This is a genomic window from Halobacillus sp. ACCC02827 (assembly GCF_030291935.1).
Lineage (GTDB): Bacteria > Bacillota > Bacilli > Bacillales > Halobacillaceae > Halobacillus.
Window position 1 is genome coordinate 2,913,821 of record NZ_CP128168.1, and the last position, 22,576, is coordinate 2,936,396.

The 22,576-nt window shown below is 49.6% G+C and carries 27 protein-coding genes; 6 read left to right on the top strand and 21 right to left on the bottom strand.

What is annotated here, in order from left to right; genetic code table 11:
* Nucleotides 1-6: 6 nt before the first annotated feature.
* From QRD89_RS15370 to QRD89_RS15400, 7 genes are all read right to left on the bottom strand, one after another.
* Nucleotides 7-519, bottom strand: coding sequence for a DUF6141 family protein (locus tag QRD89_RS15370; RefSeq protein WP_286095651.1), 513 nt, complete (start codon nt 517-519; stop codon nt 7-9).
* A gap of 156 nt (nt 520-675) precedes the next feature.
* Nucleotides 676-894 (bottom strand): helix-turn-helix domain-containing protein, encoded by a 219-nt coding sequence (locus tag QRD89_RS15375; protein WP_008633280.1) that lies wholly within the window; start codon nt 892-894, stop codon nt 676-678.
* A gap of 77 nt (nt 895-971) precedes the next feature.
* Nucleotides 972-1,667: a hypothetical protein gene (locus tag QRD89_RS15380; protein ID WP_008633282.1), complete on the bottom strand. Its 696-nt coding sequence runs from the start codon at nt 1,665-1,667 to the stop codon at nt 972-974.
* Nucleotides 1,668-1,676: 9 nt separating this feature from the next.
* A complete protein-coding gene (gene menC, locus QRD89_RS15385) occupies nt 1,677-2,795 on the bottom strand; it encodes an o-succinylbenzoate synthase (RefSeq protein WP_286095652.1) in 1,119 nt (372 codons plus the stop codon).
* A 1-nt stretch (nt 2,796) separates the two neighbouring features.
* On the bottom strand, nt 2,797-3,909 hold the full coding sequence (locus tag QRD89_RS15390) for an amidohydrolase (protein WP_286095653.1): 1,113 nt from the start codon (nt 3,907-3,909) through the stop codon (nt 2,797-2,799).
* 21 nt (nt 3,910-3,930) lie between these two features.
* Nucleotides 3,931-5,307, bottom strand: a complete 1,377-nt coding sequence (locus QRD89_RS15395; RefSeq protein WP_286095654.1) for a YjiH family protein — start codon at nt 5,305-5,307, stop codon at nt 3,931-3,933.
* Nucleotides 5,308-5,322: 15 nt separating this feature from the next.
* On the bottom strand, nt 5,323-6,153 hold the full coding sequence (locus tag QRD89_RS15400) for a MurR/RpiR family transcriptional regulator (protein ID WP_062514472.1): 831 nt from the start codon (nt 6,151-6,153) through the stop codon (nt 5,323-5,325).
* Between the two features lie 178 nt (nt 6,154-6,331).
* Between QRD89_RS15400 and QRD89_RS15405 the strand changes: the two genes are divergently transcribed.
* Nucleotides 6,332-6,940: a transglutaminase-like domain-containing protein gene (locus QRD89_RS15405; RefSeq protein ID WP_286095655.1), complete on the top strand. Its 609-nt coding sequence runs from the start codon at nt 6,332-6,334 to the stop codon at nt 6,938-6,940.
* A complete protein-coding gene (locus QRD89_RS15410; RefSeq protein ID WP_286095656.1) occupies nt 6,897-7,622 on the top strand; it encodes a hypothetical protein in 726 nt (241 codons plus the stop codon). The genes QRD89_RS15405 and QRD89_RS15410 overlap by 44 nt, the downstream gene beginning before the upstream one ends.
* Nucleotides 7,623-7,653: 31 nt before the next feature.
* Here QRD89_RS15410 and QRD89_RS15415 read toward each other — a convergent pair whose 3' ends face one another.
* Nucleotides 7,654-7,803, bottom strand: a complete 150-nt coding sequence (locus QRD89_RS15415; RefSeq protein ID WP_286095657.1) for a hypothetical protein — start codon at nt 7,801-7,803, stop codon at nt 7,654-7,656.
* 74 nt (nt 7,804-7,877) lie between these two features.
* Between QRD89_RS15415 and QRD89_RS15420 the strand changes: the two genes are divergently transcribed.
* Nucleotides 7,878-8,366, top strand: coding sequence for a DUF2798 domain-containing protein (locus QRD89_RS15420; protein WP_286095658.1), 489 nt, complete (start codon nt 7,878-7,880; stop codon nt 8,364-8,366).
* Between the two features lie 56 nt (nt 8,367-8,422).
* Here the strand turns inward: QRD89_RS15420 and QRD89_RS15425 are convergent, their stop codons facing one another.
* The 3 genes from QRD89_RS15425 to QRD89_RS15435 all read right to left on the bottom strand — a co-directional run bounded on the left by QRD89_RS15425 (nt 8,423) and on the right by QRD89_RS15435 (nt 11,784).
* A complete protein-coding gene (locus QRD89_RS15425) occupies nt 8,423-9,757 on the bottom strand; it encodes a sigma-54 interaction domain-containing protein (protein ID WP_286095659.1) in 1,335 nt (444 codons plus the stop codon).
* Between the two features lie 41 nt (nt 9,758-9,798).
* The gene (locus QRD89_RS15430; RefSeq protein WP_286095660.1) at nt 9,799-10,950 is read right to left on the bottom strand and encodes a zinc-binding metallopeptidase family protein; all 1,152 of its coding nucleotides are present in this window, start codon (nt 10,948-10,950) and stop codon (nt 9,799-9,801) included.
* A 237-nt stretch (nt 10,951-11,187) separates the two neighbouring features.
* Nucleotides 11,188-11,784 carry a hypothetical protein gene (locus QRD89_RS15435; protein WP_286095661.1) on the bottom strand — a complete coding sequence of 199 codons (597 nt, stop codon included), beginning with the start codon at nt 11,782-11,784 and terminating at the stop codon, nt 11,188-11,190.
* Nucleotides 11,785-12,220: 436 nt separating this feature from the next.
* Between QRD89_RS15435 and QRD89_RS15440 the strand changes: the two genes are divergently transcribed.
* Nucleotides 12,221-13,153, top strand: coding sequence for a cation diffusion facilitator family transporter (locus QRD89_RS15440; RefSeq protein ID WP_286095662.1), 933 nt, complete (start codon nt 12,221-12,223; stop codon nt 13,151-13,153).
* Nucleotides 13,154-13,419: 266 nt separating this feature from the next.
* Here QRD89_RS15440 and QRD89_RS15445 read toward each other — a convergent pair whose 3' ends face one another.
* The 4 genes from QRD89_RS15445 to QRD89_RS15460 all read right to left on the bottom strand — a co-directional run bounded on the left by QRD89_RS15445 (nt 13,420) and on the right by QRD89_RS15460 (nt 17,193).
* Nucleotides 13,420-14,007 carry a DUF1541 domain-containing protein gene (locus tag QRD89_RS15445; RefSeq protein ID WP_062514484.1) on the bottom strand — a complete coding sequence of 196 codons (588 nt, stop codon included), beginning with the start codon at nt 14,005-14,007 and terminating at the stop codon, nt 13,420-13,422.
* Between the two features lie 233 nt (nt 14,008-14,240).
* The gene (locus tag QRD89_RS15450) at nt 14,241-14,444 is read right to left on the bottom strand and encodes a cation transporter (protein WP_286095663.1); all 204 of its coding nucleotides are present in this window, start codon (nt 14,442-14,444) and stop codon (nt 14,241-14,243) included.
* A gap of 17 nt (nt 14,445-14,461) precedes the next feature.
* Nucleotides 14,462-16,861 carry a heavy metal translocating P-type ATPase gene (locus tag QRD89_RS15455; protein WP_286095664.1) on the bottom strand — a complete coding sequence of 800 codons (2,400 nt, stop codon included), beginning with the start codon at nt 16,859-16,861 and terminating at the stop codon, nt 14,462-14,464.
* Between the two features lie 11 nt (nt 16,862-16,872).
* Complete coding sequence (locus tag QRD89_RS15460) at nt 16,873-17,193, bottom strand: metal-sensing transcriptional repressor (RefSeq protein ID WP_062514492.1); 321 nt, start codon at nt 17,191-17,193, stop codon at nt 16,873-16,875.
* A gap of 136 nt (nt 17,194-17,329) precedes the next feature.
* Between QRD89_RS15460 and QRD89_RS15465 the strand changes: the two genes are divergently transcribed.
* Nucleotides 17,330-17,986, top strand: a complete 657-nt coding sequence (locus tag QRD89_RS15465) for a DUF4396 domain-containing protein (protein WP_286095665.1) — start codon at nt 17,330-17,332, stop codon at nt 17,984-17,986.
* 85 nt (nt 17,987-18,071) lie between these two features.
* On the top strand, nt 18,072-19,187 hold the full coding sequence (locus QRD89_RS15470) for a glycerol dehydrogenase (protein WP_062514496.1): 1,116 nt from the start codon (nt 18,072-18,074) through the stop codon (nt 19,185-19,187).
* A 40-nt stretch (nt 19,188-19,227) separates the two neighbouring features.
* Here QRD89_RS15470 and QRD89_RS15475 read toward each other — a convergent pair whose 3' ends face one another.
* The 6 genes from QRD89_RS15475 to QRD89_RS15500 all read right to left on the bottom strand — a co-directional run bounded on the left by QRD89_RS15475 (nt 19,228) and on the right by QRD89_RS15500 (nt 22,562).
* Nucleotides 19,228-19,647: a VOC family protein gene (locus tag QRD89_RS15475; RefSeq protein ID WP_062514498.1), complete on the bottom strand. Its 420-nt coding sequence runs from the start codon at nt 19,645-19,647 to the stop codon at nt 19,228-19,230.
* A 70-nt stretch (nt 19,648-19,717) separates the two neighbouring features.
* Nucleotides 19,718-19,897, bottom strand: coding sequence for a hypothetical protein (locus QRD89_RS15480; RefSeq protein WP_286095666.1), 180 nt, complete (start codon nt 19,895-19,897; stop codon nt 19,718-19,720).
* Nucleotides 19,898-19,972: 75 nt separating this feature from the next.
* Nucleotides 19,973-20,347, bottom strand: a complete 375-nt coding sequence (locus QRD89_RS15485; protein WP_235601496.1) for a YdeH family membrane protein — start codon at nt 20,345-20,347, stop codon at nt 19,973-19,975.
* A 105-nt stretch (nt 20,348-20,452) separates the two neighbouring features.
* The gene (gene chrA, locus QRD89_RS15490) at nt 20,453-21,652 is read right to left on the bottom strand and encodes a chromate efflux transporter (RefSeq protein ID WP_008633329.1); all 1,200 of its coding nucleotides are present in this window, start codon (nt 21,650-21,652) and stop codon (nt 20,453-20,455) included.
* Nucleotides 21,653-21,667: 15 nt separating this feature from the next.
* A complete protein-coding gene (locus QRD89_RS15495; protein WP_008633330.1) occupies nt 21,668-21,967 on the bottom strand; it encodes a PadR family transcriptional regulator in 300 nt (99 codons plus the stop codon).
* A 193-nt stretch (nt 21,968-22,160) separates the two neighbouring features.
* The gene (locus QRD89_RS15500; protein ID WP_082794472.1) at nt 22,161-22,562 is read right to left on the bottom strand and encodes a hypothetical protein; all 402 of its coding nucleotides are present in this window, start codon (nt 22,560-22,562) and stop codon (nt 22,161-22,163) included.
* Nucleotides 22,563-22,576: the final 14 nt, after the last annotated feature.

Consider the following 22,576-nt stretch of genomic DNA (forward strand, 5'->3'; position numbering starts at 1 on the left):
TTCCTCCTAATCTATTCTCTTTTGAACTGCTGCGGCGAGTGCTTCTGCTTTCCGGGAACCGATCACCACGACTTCTCCCGATTTCAGTATCAGCTCTACGCCTTCCCTGCCGCCGGTATTATAGAGCTTTTCTCCCGAAAAATTGACCCGGATACCCCATCCCCCGAAACGGACGAGGGACCGGACACGGATGGAAGAGACCTTTTCAATATCCGCATGTAGAAACTTCCGGTATCTCAAGTGGAAGGGAAACAGTTTGACATACACGCCGTCGTCCCGGACCTGTGTCGTCATATTCACCTTTAAAGAAAACAAAGGAAGGAGGATTCCAAAAACTACCCAGGCAAGAATCAACCCGGAATCTGTCATCGGCTGATCTCCTAATGGAACACCCAACAAAATCTGCTGGATGAATGCATACCAAAAAATACCGGTAACCGTCCCGATTATCACGAAAAAGAACCACCTGCCGGGCCATTGTACTTCTTCATAGACGGAGTTCTTCTGTTTACCGTCCACCCATTAACCTCCAACACGTCCATTCCTTCATAAATTTTCCCCTTCCCCATTATGTACAAAGAGAACAAAACGTTCCCCATTTCTATATTTTAACAAACCCCATGTAATCTTTACATTCATAATATAGAATGTAAAGATCGCATGGGGGATTTCTGGTTATCTAATAACGTCCCGGTACTCAACGTTAAGAGCCTCGGCAATCAATTTAAGATCGATATTATTCCCCTCGTACCTATCAAAATCAGACGTTTCAATAGCATCGAGCTGATCGACGGTCAAATTTGACTTATCAGCAAGCTCCTTCTGGGTCATTCCTTGTTGCTCACGGATCTCCGCTATGCGGGTATATAGAAATCCTTCAATGTTTTTACTCATGACACACCCCTCCTTTCTTACTTCTTATCTTAAACAAAATGAAGAAAAAAGAAAAAGATTCCCTGTTTCATCACCAACTATTTGGAACGACGGAAGATGAGACAGTCATCCATTAATTCTGCTCCGTAGTAGCCGGCTGCAAGCAGCTCCTTCTGCGCAGTGAGATCCGCTCTTTGCACGACCTTCTCCCGTTCGTCCTCCCATTCCCATACGCCTGACACCGGGCGGTACAGGATATAACGGAGCATACCGGCGTACTTCTCTTTCAGACGGACAATCGCCATGCCTTGGGCAAGTTTGTCCTTCAGGCTGCTTATGTTCCGCGGATGAACCGTGCACAAGAGATGCGCTTTGTCGGTATCCTCTTCCTGAAAGGCCTGCATGATCCATGCCCCCATCCGTTTCTGGAGCCGGTTCCCGCGATAATCCGGCCGGACACAGGAAATTTCCTGATGAACGACAAGGTCCCACTCTTCTTCCGGAAGGCCGATATCCATGCCGAGGTTTTCCGGATCCGGACCTGGGTACCATAGTGCCCGAAAGGCGATCAGTTCCTCCTCGACAAAGACACCGATCAACAGCCCGGCTCCTTCTAAAATGGTGTTAAATTCCTGTTTCGAGAGCGGTTGGAGCGTGTCTTTTTCCTGAACCTGCGCTTCGACGATCATCTGCATGTGGAGCAGATCCTCAATATCTTCGGCTCCTAAACGCCGCACATGATAAACGGATACTCTGCCTGTCGGGTGGTGGATGATTTCTCCATGTGCTTTCATGATGATCCCTCATTTCCTGATGCTTGTGAATCGTTCTTTATACAGGGTGATCGTTTCGATGTAGTCACCGTCCGGCTCATAGCCGATTCCTGGTCTGTCGGGAACGTGGATGATCCCATCCTTCATTTCAACCGCTGGAGAAATGATGTCCCTCTCCCAATAATGAGAGGATGGAGCCGTATCTCCGGGATATGTAAATCCCTCAAGCGAGGTGATCGCTATGTTGTGCGCCCGGCCGATTCCCGTTTCCAGCATACCACCGCACCACATTGGAATGTTTTTCTCCATGCACAGATCATGGATGGCGAGCGTTTCCGTCAGACCTCCGACACGACCTACTTTCAAGTTGACAATTCGGCAGCTGTCGAGCTCCACCGCTTTCCTGACGTCCTCTTTCGTATGCAGGCTTTCATCCAGGCAGATCGGTGTCTGCAAATGCTTCTGCAGCTTGGCGTGATCGATGATATCGTCATGGTCGAGCGGCTGTTCAATCATCATCAGTCCAAAACGATCAAACTTCTTCAAGTGATCGATGTCCTCCAATGTATAAGCACAGTTGGCATCCGCCATCAGCTCGATGTCGGGGAAAGTTTCCCGTATCGCTTCCAACACGTCAATATCCCAGCCCGGTTTCACTTTCACCTTGATCCGTTTATATCCTGCGTCGATGAAGTCCCGCACCTTTTCAAGCAGGGCTTCCTTCGTTTCTGTGATTCCAATGCTGACACCGACATCAATTTCCTTCTTGGTGCCACCAAGTACCTCACTCAATGTACGCCCTTCTTCCTTCGCATAAGCGTCCCAGACAGCCTGTTCGACGGCTGCCTTTGCATTGAAGTTCCCCCGGATCGACCGGAAACGTTCTGCAACCTCTGACGGATGGTCCAGCGCTTCCTCCAGCACCAACGGGAAAAGGAAATCCTTCATGATCGGCAGATTGGTCCCGATTGTTTCTTCATTATAGATCGGCTCCTTGATGGATACCGATTCCGCCCATCCGGAATACCCACTGTCCGTCTTTGCTTCAATAATAAGGACGTCCTTATCGTATTCCGTTCCCACACTCGTCGTAAACGGGTGGAGGAGATCCATTTTTATGTGTCTTAGTATGATTTCGTTGATTTTCATGTCATTTCCCCTCCCAGGTGACGTGGTCCGCTTCCAGAAGCAGCGCCTCCAAAATGTCGACTCCGGTGAAGAGCGCGGATGTATCGAAAGTCATTTTCGGATGATGAAGTCCCGGCTCAAGTCCACATCCAAGACCGATCATCGTCGCCGGCAGCCCTTTTTGGTGATGCGTGTAAAAGTGGAAGTCCTCTGCCCCCGGAGAAACACACGGCGGGACGACAGCATCATCCGAGACAGCCACTCCGATCGCCTTTTCAGCAAGTGCCACCGCTTGTTCGTGCTTGACTGCAGCAGGGGAAAATTCCACCCACTCCCATTCGATGTCTGTCTTCGTGTCCAAAGCCACCTGTCTCATAAGCGTCTCCGCCTGTTTCATGATGTCATCCAAAGTCCCTGTCTCCGCTGCCCGTGCATCGAACGTGAGACGGGCTTTTTCAGGAATGGCATTGGATGCTTCTCCAGCATAGAATTCCGTCACTTTGAACGAATACGGACGCTCGATGTGAACCTGCTTCAACGCCTCCAATAGTCTGGTTCCAGCTTCGATCGGGTTATTCGCAAATTCCGGACGGGCGGCATGGGCAGGAACCCCCCGTACGACGGCTTTCAGTGTGACGATCGATCCGTGGAGAATAACGGGCGCCGCCTTTTTGTTCGGTACTTCCTTCGCCGGGCGGAGGTGAATCCCTCCAAGAAACCGGACGTCATCCAGAGCTCCTCCCTTGAGCATCTGCAGGGCACCGGCCGCAATTTCCTCTGCGGGTTGAAAAATAAACCGGAGGGTATGATGGTAAGAATGCCCCGACTCTACAGCTCTTAAAGCGGTGTGCAGCACCATCGTACTGTGGGCGTCATGGCCGCAAGCGTGGTTCGGCCTCACTTCCCCATCCACTTCCTGGAGCAGTGCATCCATATCGGCACGCAGGGCGATCACGGCATTCGTTTCCCCGCTTAACTCAGCATAAAAACCGTGATGGTCCGGAAATGTACGGAGGGCAAAACCAGCCGCCTCAAGCCTTCCCCTCAGATAGGCGGAAGTATTCTGCTCTTTTCCACTAGGCTCTGCAAGCTTATGCAAATCTTCATAGGTTCGTAGAATATCTTCGTGTTGCAATGGTGAGTCCTCCCTCTATGGTTAGAAAATCAAGTGAGCGATGCCGACGACAATCGGCAGCGTAATCAACGTTCGTAGCAGGAAAATAAACACAAGGTCCTTGAAGGAAACCGGAAGTTTCGATCCAAGCAGCAAGCCCCCCATTTCCGACAGGTAAACAAGTTGCGTAACAGATACGCTTGCAATGATAAAGCGCGTCATTTCACTTTCTATCCCGCTTCCGATGACAGCCGGCAGAAACATATCCGCAAAACCGACGACCATCGTCTGACCGGCTGCCTCTGCTTCCGGCACCTGCATCAGCATAAGCAGCCATTCGAACGGCTTGCCGATGATGGTGAAAAAGGAAGTGAATTCTGCTATGACGACGGCGACCGTTCCAATCGCCATGACGACAGGAAGGACGCCGATCCACATATCCAGCACGTTCTGCATTCCCTCTTTCAGTGTCGCTTTCACACCGCCGCCGCTTCTCGCCTTCCTGAGCGCCTGAGTCGTTCCCCATCGGAACAGCGAAGTCCCCGACGGAATCGCTTCTTCGGTCTTTCTTGTCGTTCCCTCATAGACGTCATCCTTCTTCCAGGACAACGGAGGAATACGAGGCATAATCAAAGCAGCAGCAAGCCCTGCTATGATGATCGTGGCGTAATAAGGCAGGAAATAGCTCTCCATTTCCAGGTAACTGATGACGACAATCGTGAATGTGATCGAGACAATGGAGAACGTCGTCGCGACGACACCTGCTTCTCTTTTTGTGTAATACCCTTCTTCATACTGCTTCGATGTCAACAGGACACCGATGGTCCCGTCCCCGACCCAGGAAGCGAGACAGTCCAACGAGGAACGCCCGGGAAGAGTGAACAGAGGACGCATCACTTTACGAAGCAGCGCTCCGACGAATTCAAGCAGACCGAAATTCAGCAGCAATGGAAGCAGAAAACCTGCCAATAGAAAGGTCGTGAACAGAACAGGCAAAAGGTCGAACAACAGCATTCCGCCTGTCACGTCGGACGTCAGAAAATCGGGCCCCAGCGTAAGAAGAGCCATCCAGGCAAAGATCATCCCGAGAACCCTCGTCATCACCCAGTTTTTACTGACATAAAACAGGGCCTTCCAATAGGTGGATTCCATGATCCATTTCGGCTTCCACAAATAAGCGGCGAGCGATCCAATGACAGAGATCGTTATCGCCAACACCGTCAGGACAGGTATTGTGCCGGCAAACCCTTCATTCAGCCCATTCGCAAGGAAAGCAACAGGAATCGTGATCCCATCCTCCGTCTGAATCGGCACCATAAAAAACAACAGCCCCAACAGGGACGGAAGAATGAATGCCGCGTAATCCTTGGCAGAAAACCTCTTTTTCTCACGTTCGACATGCTTCCACTGTTCCTGCATCCCTTCCACTCCTCTTCATTCTAAAAATAGATTCTGTTCAGCATAGAGCTGTTCCATTCGCTGCTGACGCTCGCGCATTTCGTTTCCGCCTTCTTCCATAACCGCTTCGATCAGCATTTCCGATATGCTTACGGCTCCCGCGATGGAGTGATAATCCGATTCCATCCGCTCTTCTGTCGTCACCGTGATGTCTGCTGATCGGGCAGGCGGGGCGAGCGCTTTGTTCGTAAGGACGAGCACCACCGCCCCTTGCTTCTTGGCTTCTTCCGCCAACAACATCCCTTCTTTTCGGTATCTTGGAAAAGAAAATAATACAAGAAGGGAATTCTCCCGAATATCACCTATATCTTCTGCTGCCACGCCGTCAGGACCGGATAAGGACACCCTGCTCCTCAACTTCCTAAGCGCCGCGTAGAACCAGTAACCCACAGCATAGGAGCTGCCGAAACCTGCGATATGGACTTGTTCGGCTGCGATTAAAGCATCGACCGCCTGCTTCAACTGCCCTCGATCCAGCTGTTCCAGTAATTGACCGAACACATGCCTTTCTTTCTCCGCAACGTCAGAAAAAACATCGTATGCCGGGGAATGCTCCCGTACGCTCTGCTTCTGCTTGAGAAACTCCTCTCTGATTGCCTCCTGAAGATGAGAAAAGCCGCGAAACCCAAGGACGTTGGAAAGTCGAATGACCGTCGTTTCACTCACTCCCGCCAGCCTGCCAAGCCGGGACGCGGTTGCAAGCGCGCTTTCTTCCCGGTGATCGATCATATAAGCCGCCACTTTTTTTTGACCTGGTGATAAGGAGGAATAAACACCTTTGATCGTTTCCAGCAACGATTCTTCCATCCTTTTTCCTCCTTTATTCTCGATGAAGGATTTCCTTCTTTTTTATAAATGTACCGCATCTAATCCTTCCTTACAATCATTTGTTTGAAAATTACGAAATAATCATCCTCCGCTCGCGCATTGTATAAATATTCAAACAGGTGTATGATAACTGGAAAAAGAAAGTTGGGGACAGATCTTGAAACAAACACTGCAATCCGCCAAACTCTCTGACTACTTACAAGAGTCAGAGGTGGTAGATTATAATCATCCCTCGATCGTAAAACTATCGGAACAGCTATTTGACAAAAAGCAGACAGACATAGAGAAAGCAGAAGCGGCATTCACCTTCGTGCGCGATGAAATCGCTCATGCCTGGGATATTCAGAGTACGGCAGTTACCCGTACGGCATCTGAAGTATGGAAGGAGAAAGAGGGCATCTGTTATGCGAAATCAAATCTACTGGCGGCTCTGCTTAGAAGCGAAGGGATTCCCACAGGCTTCTGCTATCAGCGGCTGATGCTTTTCGACAAGCCGGAGAAAGGCTACTGCATCCATGCACTGAACAGCGTCTATCTCAAGACGTTGGAGCGTTGGATAAGAGTCGACGCCCGCGGGAATAAACCTGGTGTTCACGCCGTATTCTCCACGACAGAAGAACACCTTGCTTTTCAGACGGAGGAGGACAAGGGAGAAAAAGATTATCCGGTTATTTATACCCAACCGAACGAAAAGACGATGCAGGTGCTGCAGGCGCATACGGATGCACTCCATATGTACATACACCATCTTCCCGACGACTTATGAAAAAACCGATGATATTATTACCCGCAACCATACGGGGACATTGGAGGAAACGTTGGATTCTACAGCCGCTGCTTTAGCGAACGGGGAAGAAGCATATTCGCTCATGAAGAAGAACATGCAGTTGTACCGTTTTGTCGGATTCGTCCTTTATGTAGAGATATTGTGTAGCAACCAAACGGAAGCAACATCAAGGGGCATCCTCGAAAATAAAACGATGACTTTAAAGAAACGAGGGATTTCCATGCAGCAAATCGTTCATACGTGGGTACCTCATAAAGAGCTCACCCATTACATCGCTATCGATCAATGGAAACAGGACTTGGACAGGCTGGAGTTGACGTTTTATTTATGTAAGAAAGACAGCTATTACGGAACAGAATTTGATGACAAAACAGCCACATTCCTCTTTGATTCACCGGTTGCTGTCCGTTATTCGGATGAAGGAATGAGAACAGATTTGATCGATGCTCCCTTCGTTGACAAGGAAGGAGTGGCGCGGGATCGCGTCTGGCCGTACTTCATCGTGGAACATGCGCATTTCACAGATTGGCAGAAGCAGTACGGAACCATCGGAGACGGTTCCGATGTGGTCTGTTACGGTTTGACAGAGCAGCATTATCTCATTGAAGTCATCAGCTATACCCCGCCTGTGGTAACGATAGGAAGGAAAGAACCAGAGTAAAAGGTCGTATCATAAGAGATACGACCTTTTTTTAATAGAGGAGCATCTCATAACTTCCACGGACCGCCAAAACGATACCCATCGTTTTGTTGAACAACTCACCTTCCTCTTCTGTCAAAGATTCATGTTTAAATACCTTCAAAAGCTGCATTCTGTAATGAATAAGAAATACAACGTTCACAAAATGTTCACTTACGAAGCAGCATTCCTTCTCGCTATAATGCAGAAATAACCAAGAGAAAGGATGTTATCTTTATGCCCACAAATAAAAAAGAAAACCTGCAATTCGGCTTTCTGATGTGTTTCGGTATGGTCTTAGTCATGACGATATACAACTTCTATCTTCACGGAACGATCCATGAGATGACCTTCATGGAAGGAGTGCTTAACTTCCTGATTGCGTTTATCGTCGCCTTCATTCTTGATTTATTCATCGTCGGACCGACCGCTAAGAAAGTCGCCTTCAAGCTGACGGCTCGTACATCGAAGAAGCTTTACAAGATCCTGGCAATTTCCATAAGCATGGTCATCGGCATGGCGGCACTTATGTCAATGTTCGGACTAGTGACAATGAGCCTTCACAGCGGCTTCCACGTAGAAACGGTCGTTACTGATTACCTGACTATCTTCGGTTCGAATTTCATCCTGGCGCTCCCTTTGCAGCTTGTCGTCATGGGACCGCTTGTACGCTTCCTTTTCACCAAGTTCATTCAATCACCAGGGGCAGCTTCCGCAACCGTATAGAAAACGAAAAAACCATCTCTCCTTTCATAGGGAGAGATGGTTTTTTATAAACCGTTTCAATCCACCTTCATCCTGCCGTCCCGCAAGTACTTTTGAATTTTGCGCATGGCGGACGACTGGCTGATCCCGAGACTCTCCGCCACCTTATAACTCGATCCATACTGATCATAGGCTTCAGCGACGAGCAACCTTTCCAGCTGCTCAAGCTTCTCAGGAAGCGTCACCGCCTGAGCAATCGACCCTGTCTTGATCATCGACGGAAGCTGATCCATCGTGATTTCGTCGGAGTCTGTCGTAATCAGGAGGCGTTCGATCAAGTTCTCCAGTTCACGGACGTTGCCCGGCCAGTCGTATTCGTAGAACGCATGCAGAACGAGCGGGGACAGTTTCACATTCCTGTCATAAAGGGCATTGTACTTCTTTAGGAAATACATCGAGAGCGGGTAAATATCCGCTTCCCGGTCCCGGAGGGGAGGGACATCGATCGGTACGACGTGAATACGGTAGAAAAGATCTTTCCGGAAAGTACCTGCTTTCACCCGCTCCTCCAAATTTTGATTTGTAGAGAAAAGGAAGCGGATGTCCACGTCGATGCGGCGATGCTTCGAGACGATTTGCTTCGTTTCCAATACGCGGAGCAGCTTTCCCTGGATGTCTATAGACATCTCGCCGATGGCATCCAGAAACAATGTGCATCCATCCGTCAGCTCGATCAACCCTTCGACACCGTACTCAGGATTTCCGAATAACTCTGTCTCAAGCAGATGATCGGGAAGGTCCGCACAGTTCACTTCATAGAACTTTTGATTCCGGCGGCTGCTCAGCTTGTGAATTTTCGATGCCAGCAAATTCTTGCCGACACCCGTTTCCCCCTTCAAGAGGACAGTAGCTTCTGTGCCTGCGACTTTTGTCATCATACGCGTGACACGCTTCATCCACTTACTTTCCGTAATAAGGTCGGCCACTTCACCGGTCTTTTCATTCTGCTGTGTATTCAGCTGTTTCTCCAGCTGCTCCATACGGTTCTTTAATGTTGTGAAATCTGTTAAATCCCTTGAATAGCTGATCACTTTCGTCAATTCCCCCGTTACAGGGTCAAATACCGGCTGTGATTTCACGAGCAGGCGTCTTCCCTGCTTCGTTTCCTGCATCACTTCCACCGGGCACTCCTGCTTCATGACTTCGACAGTCGCAGAAGGGGTAAACAACTCTTCAGCAAGTTCATAAATATGTTTTCCAATTAATGCAGAAGAGGGAATGCCATAATTCTGTTCACAGGACTCATTGACATATAAAACCATCCCATTTTGGTCGGTGACAAAGATCTCATCAAAGGAATGTTCAACAATATCTTTAAACATTTGATAATCCTGTAATTTCAGAATATCCATGGTATCACCTTTATCCTTTTTACCAGTTTAACAATAGTACGTCACAAACAGCGCATGATTTTCTTCACTGTATCCTCTATGACGACGACGGTCTTTTCAATATCGCACCAATCTTCTTTCTTTTTGTACTCACCGGAGAGGATCGATGCGGAAACCACTACGGTTTTATCCATTTGATTCCATATATAAGTGTCATGAATCGAACTGCCGACGCTTTCTCTGTAATCGATTCCTCTATCGTTATAGCTTTCTTTCACTAGAGAGATAAGCGTCTCGCTGAACGCTACCGGCGGCAGAAAGGAAACGTCCTCCCAGACACTTTCAACCGCATCCTCTTCAGCGACGTTGCGGATTATTTCTTCGACGTGCACCATACGCTGCCTCAGCACTGCTTCGACCGGGTGTTTCACATCAAGAGAGAATGTAATGGAACAAGGAGAACGATCCGTTGCACCCGGCACCTTGTGAATCTTGCCGAACGTGACGATCGTTTCATCTTCCAAACCACTGATCCACTGCTTAATTCGTTTGACTGCTTTGACTGCCGTTACCAAAGGATCCTTCCGAGAAGAGACCGGCACCATCCCTTTGCGGCCGGGAAGACTGATGAATTCGACGGAGTGCCAAGAAGTTCCCTGTACGCTCGTGACGATATCAAAAGGCGCGGCTTCACCAGGCACCGGTTTTGGTCCGATATGTAAACTGATGAACGCTTCCACCTCTTCTACAGCCTTTTTTCTATGAAAATCGATCCGCACAGGTTGCTCCAATCCTTTGCTGAAGATGCCGGAGACTGTCTCGCGTGGCACCATTGCCGGGTATGGCGTTTCCGTCTCATTCATGAATAGAACAACTTCAAATGGTTGGGAGAGCTCCACTTCTTCCTTCAACGATTCCAGCACTTCCAGTCCTGCCAGCATGCTGAGCGCATCACAAAATGTTCCCGTCTTTCTTTCAAGATGAGAGCCGAGCACGATTGGTGCTTTGTCCGGATTGCTTCCTTCTATCCGGGCATGGATATTTCCTGAGTCGTCAATCCGCACCTTTCCACCGACTTCCCCTACCCATTTCATGAAGAGGACCCTTGCTTCGATCTCTTCATTCATTAAGGAAAGGCTGCTTGTCCCATCCTGCTGCACTTTGCCGATATCTGCCATCTCACCGAGCCGCTGCTTCAATCGTTCCAGCTTCACCGGCATCTCTCCTCTATTTATTTATAAGTAAACCCTTTCAAAAAAACAAGTTTTAATGTTGGATTCCGTCAGATACTACCCCACCTTTACCTCATCATATATAACATCCTTTAATTTACATAATTCGATAAAGGTTCGACATAAGTCAAAAATGACTTACTCGTTAAAAATAGAGTCGACTGGATCCGCTTTGGGACCTTTGCTAAACAAAAACAAGCAGAGCTCAACAAGCTCTGCTTATTTTCTGAACAGATATACAACCGCCCCCAGCATCGGGATGAGTCCGAGCCATTGGAGCATATTCGATCGTCCATTCCGCCGTTCTTTCCAAAAGATGACATAAACACTAAGCAGCGTCAGGACGAGAAAGTCCACCGTCATAATATGGACGAACTGGGAGGTGAGGAATGCCTTCCCATATAATTCGAAGTCACCTGCCGATACCCCGTAAAGAAACAGGGCAGTCGTTCCTGTCCCAAGCAGGAGCAGAAATGCTTTGGAGTGAAGCAGCTGAATCAATCGGTTAGGAATACGTATCCTCCCTTCTGCACGGCCGCTTGCGAAAAGGAAATAAGGCAGCAGTGCGAAGGCTCCGAGAAAGAAGGAAGCGATGACGAACGGCCACGCCGGAACCTTGCTGTCATCTTCCTCCAGGAGCAAAGCGGCGAAGATCATCGGGTAGATCCCCAGAAAGCTGAAGACCATTAACAGAGATGGATCAGGATCATCCATTTTTATAAGCGATTCAAGGTAACCTGCGTTTCCATTTGGTGCTGCAAATACGGCATAGAGGATGAATGCGGTCCACACCATAAATACGATCATTCGTTGCATGAGACTTCCCCTCCTTGTTCGTGCTTTTCCCTTTTCATTTGAAAAATCGTCCTCAAAAATCCATTCTTACCGTTCCTATTCCCTTTCCAATTAACGGAATATTCTTTTTATAATGGCTGTACCCTTTCACAGAAGGGTTTATATCAGGTATAAATTCTTTACCAATTTAAAGCGTGTTTACATAACATCATCAATGTACTACAATGGACACGCAAACAACCCACATATCTGACCAATATGTGAATATGTAGAATTTGACCACCCTTTACGAAGGCCTCCACATCCCCTAAATGTGGAGGCCTTTTTTATGCATTCAGGTTTGACGTGCCTGTTATTCCGCGTTAAGCTTTATATATGAATATATGTGCATATATAGAATAATCCAACGTATTATTTACCAGTTGAATTGGAATAGTACAGGTAGGAGGCGTTGAAGATGGGCCACGACCACGGTCATGATCACACACACGGCGCGAACAAGAAGGCATTATGGATCAGTTTCATCCTGACAACCGGCTACATGATCGTCGAGGCAATCGGAGGATTCCTTACGAACAGCCTGGCGCTGCTGTCGGATGCCGGACATATGCTGAGTGACTCCGTGTCGCTTGGTGTTGGTGTCCTTGCGTTCGTTATGGGGGAAAAAGTGGCAGATTACAGCAAGACTTACGGATACAAACGGTTTGAAATCCTTGCGGCACTATTCAATGGTGTGACGCTCGTACTGATCTCCCTTTATATTTTCTACGAGGCTTATAAACGATTCCTGGAACCGCCGGAGGTAGCCTCGACGGGAATGCTGACGATTGCAATTATCGGTCTTATCGTCAACCTTGTGGTCGCATGGATTCTCATGCGGGGCGATACGGAGCACAACCTTAACCTGCGGGCGGCGTTCCTTCATGTCCTTGGTGACCTGCTTGGATCCGTCGGTGCCATCATCGCCGCCATCCTCATCATGCTGTTCGACTGGGGATGGGCCGATCCGCTCGCAAGTGTGATTGTCGCCGTCCTTGTACTGATCAGCGGAGCAAGGGTCGCCCGCGACTCGGTTCATGTGCTGATGGAAGGAACACCGAAGAACATCGACGTCGATGATATCGTCGCAACGATCAAAGACACAGCGGACATTCAGGACATCCACGATCTGCACGTATGGAGCATCACCAGCGGACAGAACGCCCTCTCCTGTCATGCCGTGGTGACCGATGACCGGACGATCGCCGACTGCCAGGGAATCCTTAAAAAAGTGGAAGAACGACTTAAGGATAAGGGAATCGGCCATGTGACGATTCAACTGGAATCGAAGGAACACGCGCACGACAACTCGGTCCTCTGCAGCGACCATACCCATGAACACGATCATTAAAACCCCCCCTTCTGGAGATACTCCTCCTGAAGGGGATTTTTTTTATCCCCTTTCAACAGCCCCTTTCCAAGTGTTAGAATAGGTACTAACAGAAATTTTCTGAAAAAGGAGACCGGTTTCATGGATCCTCTATTCTTTTCGATCGCCATCATGGCCATCGTGGTGGCTGGTTCCTTCGCTGCGTTTATCGCTTTGCTGCTTATAAGGAACAGGAGAACATAATAAAAAGAAGGCTGGTTGAGGATCCAGCCTTCTTTTTGTATGCCCTATTGTGCTTTTAATTCGCTTTCCGTCACCCATTTATGGTTCGTCACTTCTTCTCCACCGTCGACGGGCACGTAGTCGACCATATACACGGTCGTAGCTTCTTTGGATTCGATGGTCGCTTTCGCTCCGTCCATGCCAGGCATATGATCAGCCCGGAGTGTGACTTCCTCGCCCGGCTCAAACGTCTGATCATTATGACCTTCGATTTCTTCGTGGATGACCCATTTGTGATCAGTCACCCGCTCGCCTCCGTCTGTCGGTTCATAGGAAACGATATAAGCAGTCGTATCATAGGCTCCGACAACCGTCGCTTCCGCCCCGTCCATGCCAGGCATATGGTCAGCGGTGATTACCGCTTTACTTCCAACGGCAAAGGTAGGATCTTCTGCCTCCTTCAAATCGTCCGGAACTTCTCCGGATCCGGAGTGATCCATCGATTCATGCCCGTTTTTTTCTTCATGGCTCATTTGCTCCGTGTCGGTCGCTTCCTGATCCTTCTTCTCGTCCTGTCCACTGTCATCATTGCCGCAGGCAGCCAAGCCTACAAGCACCACCGCGGATAATACCAACATCTTCATCCATTTCATTCTCTCATCTCCTTTTTCTCTTGTGTTACCATCCTTGACCATCTTCCTTTATTTATACAAAAGTCCGAAGGGGATCCCTCAGACTTTACAGGCTGTTCATTTACTTTTGAGGAAACGGTTCTTTTACAAACATAGAGAGGGCGGCCAATGAGCACTTCGGAGTCTGCCTATTCACCTCCGCCCTTTGCTGAAAAACTGACAAAAGCCTGAGGAGATCCTTCAGGCTTTGTTTGTCAGGATACGACGTCGTATCCCTGTTCTTCAATGGCTTCGACCATCGCCGCTTCGCTGACATGATCGGCTGCTTTCACCTCGACATCACCGTTGTCGAGATGAACGGTTACTTCCTCCACTCCATCGATCTCTTTCAGTGCACCTTTGACTGCTTGTTCACAGTGGCCGCACGTCATTCCTTCTACTTTAAGCGTTTTTTCCATATCGCTCATCCTTTCCATTATAGTTTCATCCGTTTTAGCCGCAGCGAGTTACTGACGACGCTGACAGAGCTTAAGGCCATAGCCGCGCCTGCCACCCACGGAGCAAGAAGCCCGAGAGCGGCAACCGGGATGCCTGCCGTATTATAGGCCAGTGCCCAGAATAGATTCTGCCGGATGTTCTTCATAGTTTTCCGGCTGAGGCGGATCGCTTTCACCAAGTGTTCCAGGTCGCCTCCGACCAGCGTAACATCTGCCGTTTCTATCGCCACATCACTGCCTGTGCCAATGGCGATGCCGATATCGGCGGTGGCAAGAGAAGGCGCATCATTGATGCCGTCACCGACCATGGCGACTTTCTCGCCCTGCTTCTGCAATTCCTTCACCTTCGCTGCCTTCTCTTCCGGCAGCACTTCTGCCAGCACATTCCTGATGCCTACTTCGGCAGCAATAGCTTCTGCCGTCCGTCTGTTATCCCCTGTCACCATGTACACATGAATTCCGAGCGCCTTCAAATCAGAAACGGCTTCTTTGGACGTCTCCTTGATCGTATCTGCAACAGCAATATAGGCTTTGATTTGCTGATCGGCAGCCAGATACATAACTGTTTTTCCTTCCTGTTCCAAACGAGAAAATGCCTCGTCGTAAGGTTCATATGACAGTTGATTCCGTTCCATCCATTTTCTCGTACCGACAAGGATCTGCCTGCCTTCGACGACTGCCTTAATCCCATAGCCAGGGACAGCCTCAAAGGATTCCGCTTCTCTTTCTACCACGCCGCGCTCCCGGCCGTACGTGACGATCGCATCAGCGAGCGGGTGCTCGGATGCCTTCTCGGCTGCGATCAAGTCAGGCAGCCAATCGGCTTCTTCTCCTTGGAGAGCGATGACGTCCGTTACCTCGGGTTTCCCTTTCGTCACGGTACCTGTTTTGTCCAAAAGCACCGTTGTAAGCCCCTGGGTGCCTTCCAAATACTCCCCGCCTTTGAAAAGAATCCCCTGTTCTGCTCCCTTTCCGGTTCCGACCATGATCGATGTCGGTGTCGCCAGTCCCAAGGCACACGGACAGGCAATGACGAGAACAGCGATGGCTGCTTCCAGCGCAGGTGCGATGTCACCGTTCAGGAAAAACCAGAGCAGGAACGTAAGAAGAGCGATTCCGACGACAATCGGAACGAAAATGCCGGAAATGGCGTCCGCAGTCCTTTGGATCGGAGCTTTCGATCCCTGCGCCTCTTCGACGATCCGAACAATGCCGGCAAGGGCGGTATCTTTCCCTATCCGTTCCGCTTCCATCCGAATGGTTCCATTCTTGTTGATGGTCGATCCAATGACTGCGTCTCCTTCCTGCTTTTCCACTGGAAGAGACTCACCGGTTATCATGGACTCATCGACTGCGGAGGTACCTTTACGCACGCGGCCGTCGACGGGAATTTTCTCCCCGGGTTTCACAAGCAGCGTGTCCCCGACCGTTACTTGGTCGACCGGCACCTTTTCTTCCATTCCTTCTCGGATAACGGTCGCTTCCTTCGCCTGCAGATTCAGCAGGTTCGTGAGCGCGGCTGTCGTCCGTCCCTTCGCCAGCGATTCCATCAGCTTCCCGACAAGAATCAGCGTGATGAGGACGGCACTCGTCTCAAAATAAAGCTCCGGCATCCTATCCGGGACTGCCTGCCAGCGGAACGCTTCGACGACGCTGTAGAAATAGGCGGCGGAAGTACCGAGCGCGACCAGTACATCCATGTTCGCACTCTTATTCCTGAGCGCCCGATAAGCTCCGGAGTAGAACCGGGCACCGATATAGAACTGCACAGGCGTCGCAAGGACGAACTGGAACCACGGATTCATCAGGATACCCGGAACCGGGAGGCCGATATCCCACGGGAGATGAGCGATCATCGTGTATAAAAGAGGCAGGGAAAGCAAGGCAGACACGAACAACTTTATCTTCTGCTGCTTGATTCTCGCCTCTTTTTGTTCCTTCTCGGTTTCACGTTCCTGTTTGATAACCGCCTCATACCCGAGCTTCTTCACTTTGGCAATGATGTCATCTATGGATACACGATCCGGTTCGTATTCGACGAATCCGGCTTCCGTTGCCAGGTTGATGGTCGCCTGTTCCACTCCGTCCATCTTACTCAACACTTTCTGGATCCTCGTCGAGCAAGCCGAGCACGTCATGCCGTGAATGTCGAGTTCCACCTGTTCTTTCTGGACACCGTACCCCAGCTTTTCAATCTTTGCGGTTATATCGGACGGCTGAACGTAATCGTCGTCGTAGTGGATCGTCGCCTTCTCCATCGCAAGGTTGACATTCGCTTCGACACCTTCCATTCTGTTCAGGACCTTCTCGATCCGGGTCGAGCACGCCGAACAGGTCATCCCGGTGATTCCGACGTTCATATCTTTTTTTCCACTCATCTTAATCCCTCCTATTTGGAGAACTGTTGGATGACTTTCATCAATTCATCGATGGCTTCGTCGCCGTTCCCGTTTTTAATCGCACCAGCCACACAATGATGGGTATGGCGCTCCAACAAGGAATGGCCGACTTTCTTCAACGCCTTATCTATCGCTGAAATCTGAATAAGGATGTCGACACAGTAACGGTCCTCTTCGACCATTTTCTGAATCCCTCTCACCTGACCTTCTATACGTTTCAAGCGGTTCACGACCGCATCTTTCTCTTGTACTGTTCTTGGTTTCGCCGGCTTTTTGCCGCTGTTCTCCGGTAAACTATGTTCCTCGCACATATGGATTCCTCCTGTCCATTTCAATATACCCCTATAAGGTATAAATAGTCAACGCAGAGGATTATGTTTATTTAAAAGATTCCTCCATGTTTATGAATACCGCTACCGGGTATAAAAATAAAAAAGAGGTGAGTAAATGTTAGTCACGGTATCATGGATTGCTCTCAGTATTGGTTTGTTATCTTCCCTCATCATTCTTATCGACATCATCAAACATCCGCAGATGATGGGCGTGATGAATGTCGTCTGGCCGATCAACGGTTGGTTCTTCGGTCCTTTTGCCTTATGGACCTACTTCAAATGGGGCCGCTTGAAGGCAAAGAATATAGAGAAAGAGGATGACCGGGGCAAATCGACCAAAGTGTTCGTTTCGACGAGCCACTGTTCGGCCGGATGCACGCTCGGCGATGCAGTCGGAGTACCGATCGTTGCGCTGACCGGATTGACTATCGCAGGGACGACCCTGTTTGCGCATTACACGATCGAGTTCATCCTTGCTTATATTTTCGGAATTCTGTTCCAGTTTTATGCGATTTACCCGATGCACAAGAAAAAAGGTGCCGGACATGCAATCAAATCTGCTATCAAAGCGGATTCGCTCTCCTTGATCGCTTTTGAAATCGGCATGTTCGGCTGGATGGCGATTGTCCATTTTGTCTTATTCACACAGCCGCCGCACCCGGATCAAATCACCTATTGGTTCATGATGCAGATCGCTATGATCCTCGGTTTCCTGACGAGCTATCCGGCCAACTGGCTGCTGGTGAAAAAAGGAATCAAGGAAGCGATGTGACCTTTTTTTATGAAAGTCTTTGTTTAACATCGATGATATGTTGGGAAGATACCTGTAGAAACAAACTACGAAAGGATGATGAGAGATGAAGGAACGTATATACATCAGCCCGGCCAAATATGTGCAGGGGCGTAACGCCATTCAAAATATTGGGAAACACCTGGAAGGTTTAAGCGGAACAGCGGTCGTCCTGGCAGATGAAACCGTATGGAAGATTGCGGGGCATGACGTCGTGGGTCACTTGAAAGAAGCAGGATTCGAAACGAACGAAGTCGTCTTCAACGGGGAAGCATCGACTCAGGAAATGGACCGGATCACGGATATTGCGAAAGAAGCCCAAGCTTCCATCGTCGTCGGTGTCGGCGGAGGTAAAACACTCGATACCGCTAAAGCCGTTTCCGACCAGGTTCAAGGCTTTACGGTCATCGTACCGACAACGGCTTCCACGGATGCACCGACAAGTGCTTTGTCTGTTGTTTATTCCGACGAAGGGGTGTTCGAAACGTATCGTTTCTACAAAAAGAACCCTGATCTCGTCCTGCTCGACTCAAAAATCATCGCAGCGGCACCACCGCGTTTCCTTGCTTCCGGAATCGCCGATGCGCTCGCAACGCTCGTTGAAGTACGCAGCGTCGTAAGAAACAGCGGGAATACGATGGCAGGAGGGCAGCCGACCCTTGCCGCCCAGGCGATTGCAGAAAAATGTGAAGAGGTGCTGTTCGACTATGCACTGCTCGCTTATGAGTCCAATGAGCGTCAAGTCGTTACACCGGCACTGGAACATGTCATCGAAGCGAACACACTTCTCAGCGGACTCGGATTTGAAAGCGGCGGTTTGGGTGCTGCCCACGCCATCCACAACGGATTTACCGCTCTGGACGGAGAAATCCACCATCTTACGCACGGAGAAAAAGTGGCGTTTGGTACACTCGTCCAACTGACGATGGAAGAACACCCGCAGGAAGAAATCGAGGAGTACATGGCGTTGTACACAAGTCTTGGCCTTCCGATCACGCTGGAAGACATCAAGTTGAAAGACGCCTCCAGAGAGGACATCCTGAAAGTAGCCGAAGCAGCGACCATCGATGGCGAAACGATCCACCAGGCATTCACCATCACAGCAGAAGAAGTGGCGGATGCCATCATCGCAACCGACCAGTACGCCCGCAGCTTCAAGGGTATGCTTGGATTAGGGGAATAATTATAGCAAAAGGCCGGGAACATACTTCCCGGCCTTTTTTCTATGTTTTTGAATCCTTCAATCCACCCGTATTCATCAGCACGACCCGCCACCCATCCGGGTCCTCGATTGTCACGCCTTTCTCCTCCCAATATGGATTTTCCGATGCGACTTCTTCATACCCCATCCGGGTAAGTCGATCCGCGGCCTGCAGTTGTTCCTGCTTATCTTCTATGTAGAAAACCAATAAGTTGTCCTTCGACGGAGCAGGGCACGGACTTCCTTCTTCGTGGGACGTGAACTCCAGCTGATAAGCGAGCGTCGGGAGTCCGAAGACGATGCCGTCATACCCCTGATGGCCATGAAACTCCGCCACTCGTTCCAAACCAAGACCCGCTTCATAGAACGTGATCATCTCATCCATTTGATCGGTTGGTCTGGCTATTCGTATCTGGCTTGCTTGAAAGTTGGTGAATTTCATATACCCCTCTCCTTCCTGTTCCATTAACCATTTACATTAGCCTGGGTTATTCCAGTTTGTTAAAGCTTTGTCAGCACTCACTTTTTTTCTCTACAGAAGTAACGACCGCCACCATTCTTACCACCACCGTCAGTACAGCAGCAGGGATAAAGTATTCCGCTTTAAAGTCCCCGCTAATGAAATAATATACGCCGAAACCAACAGCCGTAAGAGCAGCTATCCACCCTGTATATTCGATGAATCGATGCAACCGTATCCACCTTCCTTTGTTCCTGTCATCCCTCTCTGCCGGCATCTTATCATAGCTTGCCCCGGGTGTCTTCCCTCATTTTGCCGGTTTAGGCGCCTCCCCCGTTTTCAAAGTGAGGATAATACTCCATACGCCCGCAGCCGTACCGGCCACACCGGCGACGCCGACGGAGAACTGATCCGGAACGAAGAAGCCGATCGGGATAATGACGAGGAAAGAAAAGACAACGATCCCCTGATAAACAGCGGATGTGACTCGAGCAATCGTGCTCTGGAACAGGGCGAGAATCAACGGTGGCAGAAAAAGAACAACGATCATTCCGATCGACAACCACAAGCCCATCGGCTCCTCATAGGAGATCGTATTCGGCCCTGTCGGATTCCTCGCAGCAAGTAATGCCGCCGATACGGCAAGAAGTAAAAGAACACAGACGGGCAACAATCGTTTCAACAAGAGAACTCCCCCTCATTCCATTTTATTCCTATCATACAAAAAGGAAGAGGTCTTGCCTAGAACAAAAAAAGAAGGCTCAGCAGATACTGAACCTTCTCCTCGTTAAAACCCTAATAGTTGGAACACATATCCGCCGGCAACACCGATTATGACAATCAGCCAGGCCGGGACTTTCCAGACGTTCAATAAAGCGAATAAGATGGCTGCGAGCGCGAAGTCCGACCCGTCCATAATGGAGCTTGTAAGAACTGGATCATAGAACGCCGCAAGCAGAATACCGACAACGCTCGCGTTCACGCCCATCAAAACACCCTGGAAGGAAGCTCGTCTGCGCAGTTCACTCAGAAACGGCAGCGCACCGAACAGCAGCAGGAACGACGGCAGGAAGATCGCGACCGTTGCGACGACCGCTCCCGATACGCCCTGCATCATCGTCCCCAAATAGCTGGAGAAGGTGAAGAGCGGTCCCGGAACAGCCTGAGCCATTCCATACCCGGCCAGAAATTCATCCGGTGACAGGAAGCCTGTCGGAACGAGTTCTCTTTCAATCATCGGCAGGACGACATGCCCGCCGCCGAAGACGAGCGATCCGACACGGAAGAACACGTCAAAGATGTGCAGCAGCGGATGTTGAAGCGCCTGGTTCAGAACCGGCAGGAAAATGAGAGCTGCTGCCAACACAGCAAGCGAGGCGATTCCGAACTTCTTTGAAATAGCAACATGAAACGGTTCGATATTCGATTCTGCTTTCTTTTGAAACAACACATAACCAAGGGCACCTGCTCCGATGATAATAGCAATCTGCACCCAGGCGGACGGGAACAGAAGCATGATCAATGCACCGGCAAGGGCGATGGCGATCCGGCTTTTATCCGGAGTCAGCTTCCTGCCGAGGCCGATCAGTGCGTGGAGGACGACAGCTGCGGCGACGATTTTCAAACTGTGAATGAAGCCGGCATCTCCGAGGGAGAAGTTTTGATAAAGCAGTGCGAAGATAACGAGGACGAACACGGACGGCAGGGTGAATCCGAGAAAGGAGACGATCCCTCCCAATATCCCCCCGCGCAAGATTCCGATGGACATCCCGACCTGACTGCTTGCAGGTCCCGGCAGGAACTGACAGAGCGCGATCAGATCGGCGTATGTCTTATCGGTCAGCCACTTCCGGCGGTCGATGTACTCGTCCTTGAAGTAGGCAAGATGGGCGACGGGTCCGCCGAAGGACGTGAGCCCGAGTTTCGTCGATACAATCAGGATTTCCAAAAGGATCTGGAACTTACTCTTTTGCTGCATGGAATTCATAGATGTCTCCCCCAATCATTTGATCTCTTTGAACAGCTCGTACGCTTTTGCGCGGGCTTCTTCCAACACCGTGTCCCCTTGTTCGGTACTCCGGTAGTATTTTCTTATTTTGCCATTCACATTAACGTCTTCCCGTTTTAACAGACCATCCTTCTCCATCGTGTGCAGGATCGGATAGAGTGTACCGGCACTTATTTCATACCCGTGTTCGCGCAGCTCCTCCAGCATCCACGACCCGTAAATGGCCTCTTCCTTGGCGTGATGCAGGATGTGTATGTGAATGAATCCGAGAAACAGCTTTCTTAATACGTCCAAACTGTCTGCCTCCTTTTCTTATTATCGAATGCCTATATCGAAATTCGATATTATTCTAATAGATGGGCATAAGGGATGCAAGGTATGGGGAGAAAATTTACACAGCCTTAACAAAGGAAGCCCTGCAGAACGCTTCCTTTGTTAAGGCTGTTAGGGGAACTTTTCCGTTTGCTTCCTCCGACCGCTTCCCTCGTCAGGACAGTTTCCACGCTGGAATAAGCGAGTGGAATCGGAAAAAATAACTCATCGGGATGTGGATGGCCGTGTAGACAGCGAGTGTCAGTCCGTAAGCAAGAAGCCACTGCGGCACAGCTGCACCAAGAAAGACGTAAAGCAAAAGCATGCCTGCAGGAAACGGCACCAATACGATCAACCACATCGGACTTCCCACGGCTTCCGTCAACGCACCCAGCGTGACGACCGAAAATCCGATGATCAAAGCCTGCCAAAACGGCAGCCCGTGGCTGAGCAGGAAACCGGCAATATAGTAAGAGCACCCGGTTAATGCGATGGCTAAAGTAAAATCAAAAAAGTACTTTACGGTTTTCCCAACTCTCTTTCCATTAAAAAATAGTGCCCCATTTCTTTCAGGCAATAACACCACCTTGA

Coding starts and splice junctions, on each gene's coding strand:
- QRD89_RS15375 (WP_008633280.1), bottom strand. CDS start 894: ATGAGTAAAAACATTGAAGGATTTCTATATACCCGCATAGCGGAGATC.
- QRD89_RS15380 (WP_008633282.1), bottom strand. CDS start 1,667: ATGAAAGCACATGGAGAAATCATCCACCACCCGACAGGCAGAGTATCC.
- menC (WP_286095652.1), bottom strand. CDS start 2,795: ATGAAAATCAACGAAATCATACTAAGACACATAAAAATGGATCTCCTC.
- QRD89_RS15395 (WP_286095654.1), bottom strand. CDS start 5,307: ATGCAGGAACAGTGGAAGCATGTCGAACGTGAGAAAAAGAGGTTTTCT.
- QRD89_RS15400 (WP_062514472.1), bottom strand. CDS start 6,153: ATGGAAGAATCGTTGCTGGAAACGATCAAAGGTGTTTATTCCTCCTTA.
- QRD89_RS15410 (WP_286095656.1), top strand. CDS start 6,897: ATGCACTCCATATGTACATACACCATCTTCCCGACGACTTATGAAAAA.
- QRD89_RS15420 (WP_286095658.1), top strand. CDS start 7,878: ATGCCCACAAATAAAAAAGAAAACCTGCAATTCGGCTTTCTGATGTGT.
- QRD89_RS15425 (WP_286095659.1), bottom strand. CDS start 9,757: ATGGATATTCTGAAATTACAGGATTATCAAATGTTTAAAGATATTGTT.
- QRD89_RS15435 (WP_286095661.1), bottom strand. CDS start 11,784: ATGCAACGAATGATCGTATTTATGGTGTGGACCGCATTCATCCTCTAT.
- QRD89_RS15440 (WP_286095662.1), top strand. CDS start 12,221: ATGGGCCACGACCACGGTCATGATCACACACACGGCGCGAACAAGAAG.
- QRD89_RS15445 (WP_062514484.1), bottom strand. CDS start 14,007: ATGAAATGGATGAAGATGTTGGTATTATCCGCGGTGGTGCTTGTAGGC.
- QRD89_RS15450 (WP_286095663.1), bottom strand. CDS start 14,444: ATGGAAAAAACGCTTAAAGTAGAAGGAATGACGTGCGGCCACTGTGAA.
- QRD89_RS15455 (WP_286095664.1), bottom strand. CDS start 16,861: ATGAGTGGAAAAAAAGATATGAACGTCGGAATCACCGGGATGACCTGT.
- QRD89_RS15460 (WP_062514492.1), bottom strand. CDS start 17,193: ATGTGCGAGGAACATAGTTTACCGGAGAACAGCGGCAAAAAGCCGGCG.
- QRD89_RS15465 (WP_286095665.1), top strand. CDS start 17,330: ATGTTAGTCACGGTATCATGGATTGCTCTCAGTATTGGTTTGTTATCT.
- QRD89_RS15470 (WP_062514496.1), top strand. CDS start 18,072: ATGAAGGAACGTATATACATCAGCCCGGCCAAATATGTGCAGGGGCGT.
- QRD89_RS15475 (WP_062514498.1), bottom strand. CDS start 19,647: ATGAAATTCACCAACTTTCAAGCAAGCCAGATACGAATAGCCAGACCA.
- chrA (WP_008633329.1), bottom strand. CDS start 21,652: ATGAATTCCATGCAGCAAAAGAGTAAGTTCCAGATCCTTTTGGAAATC.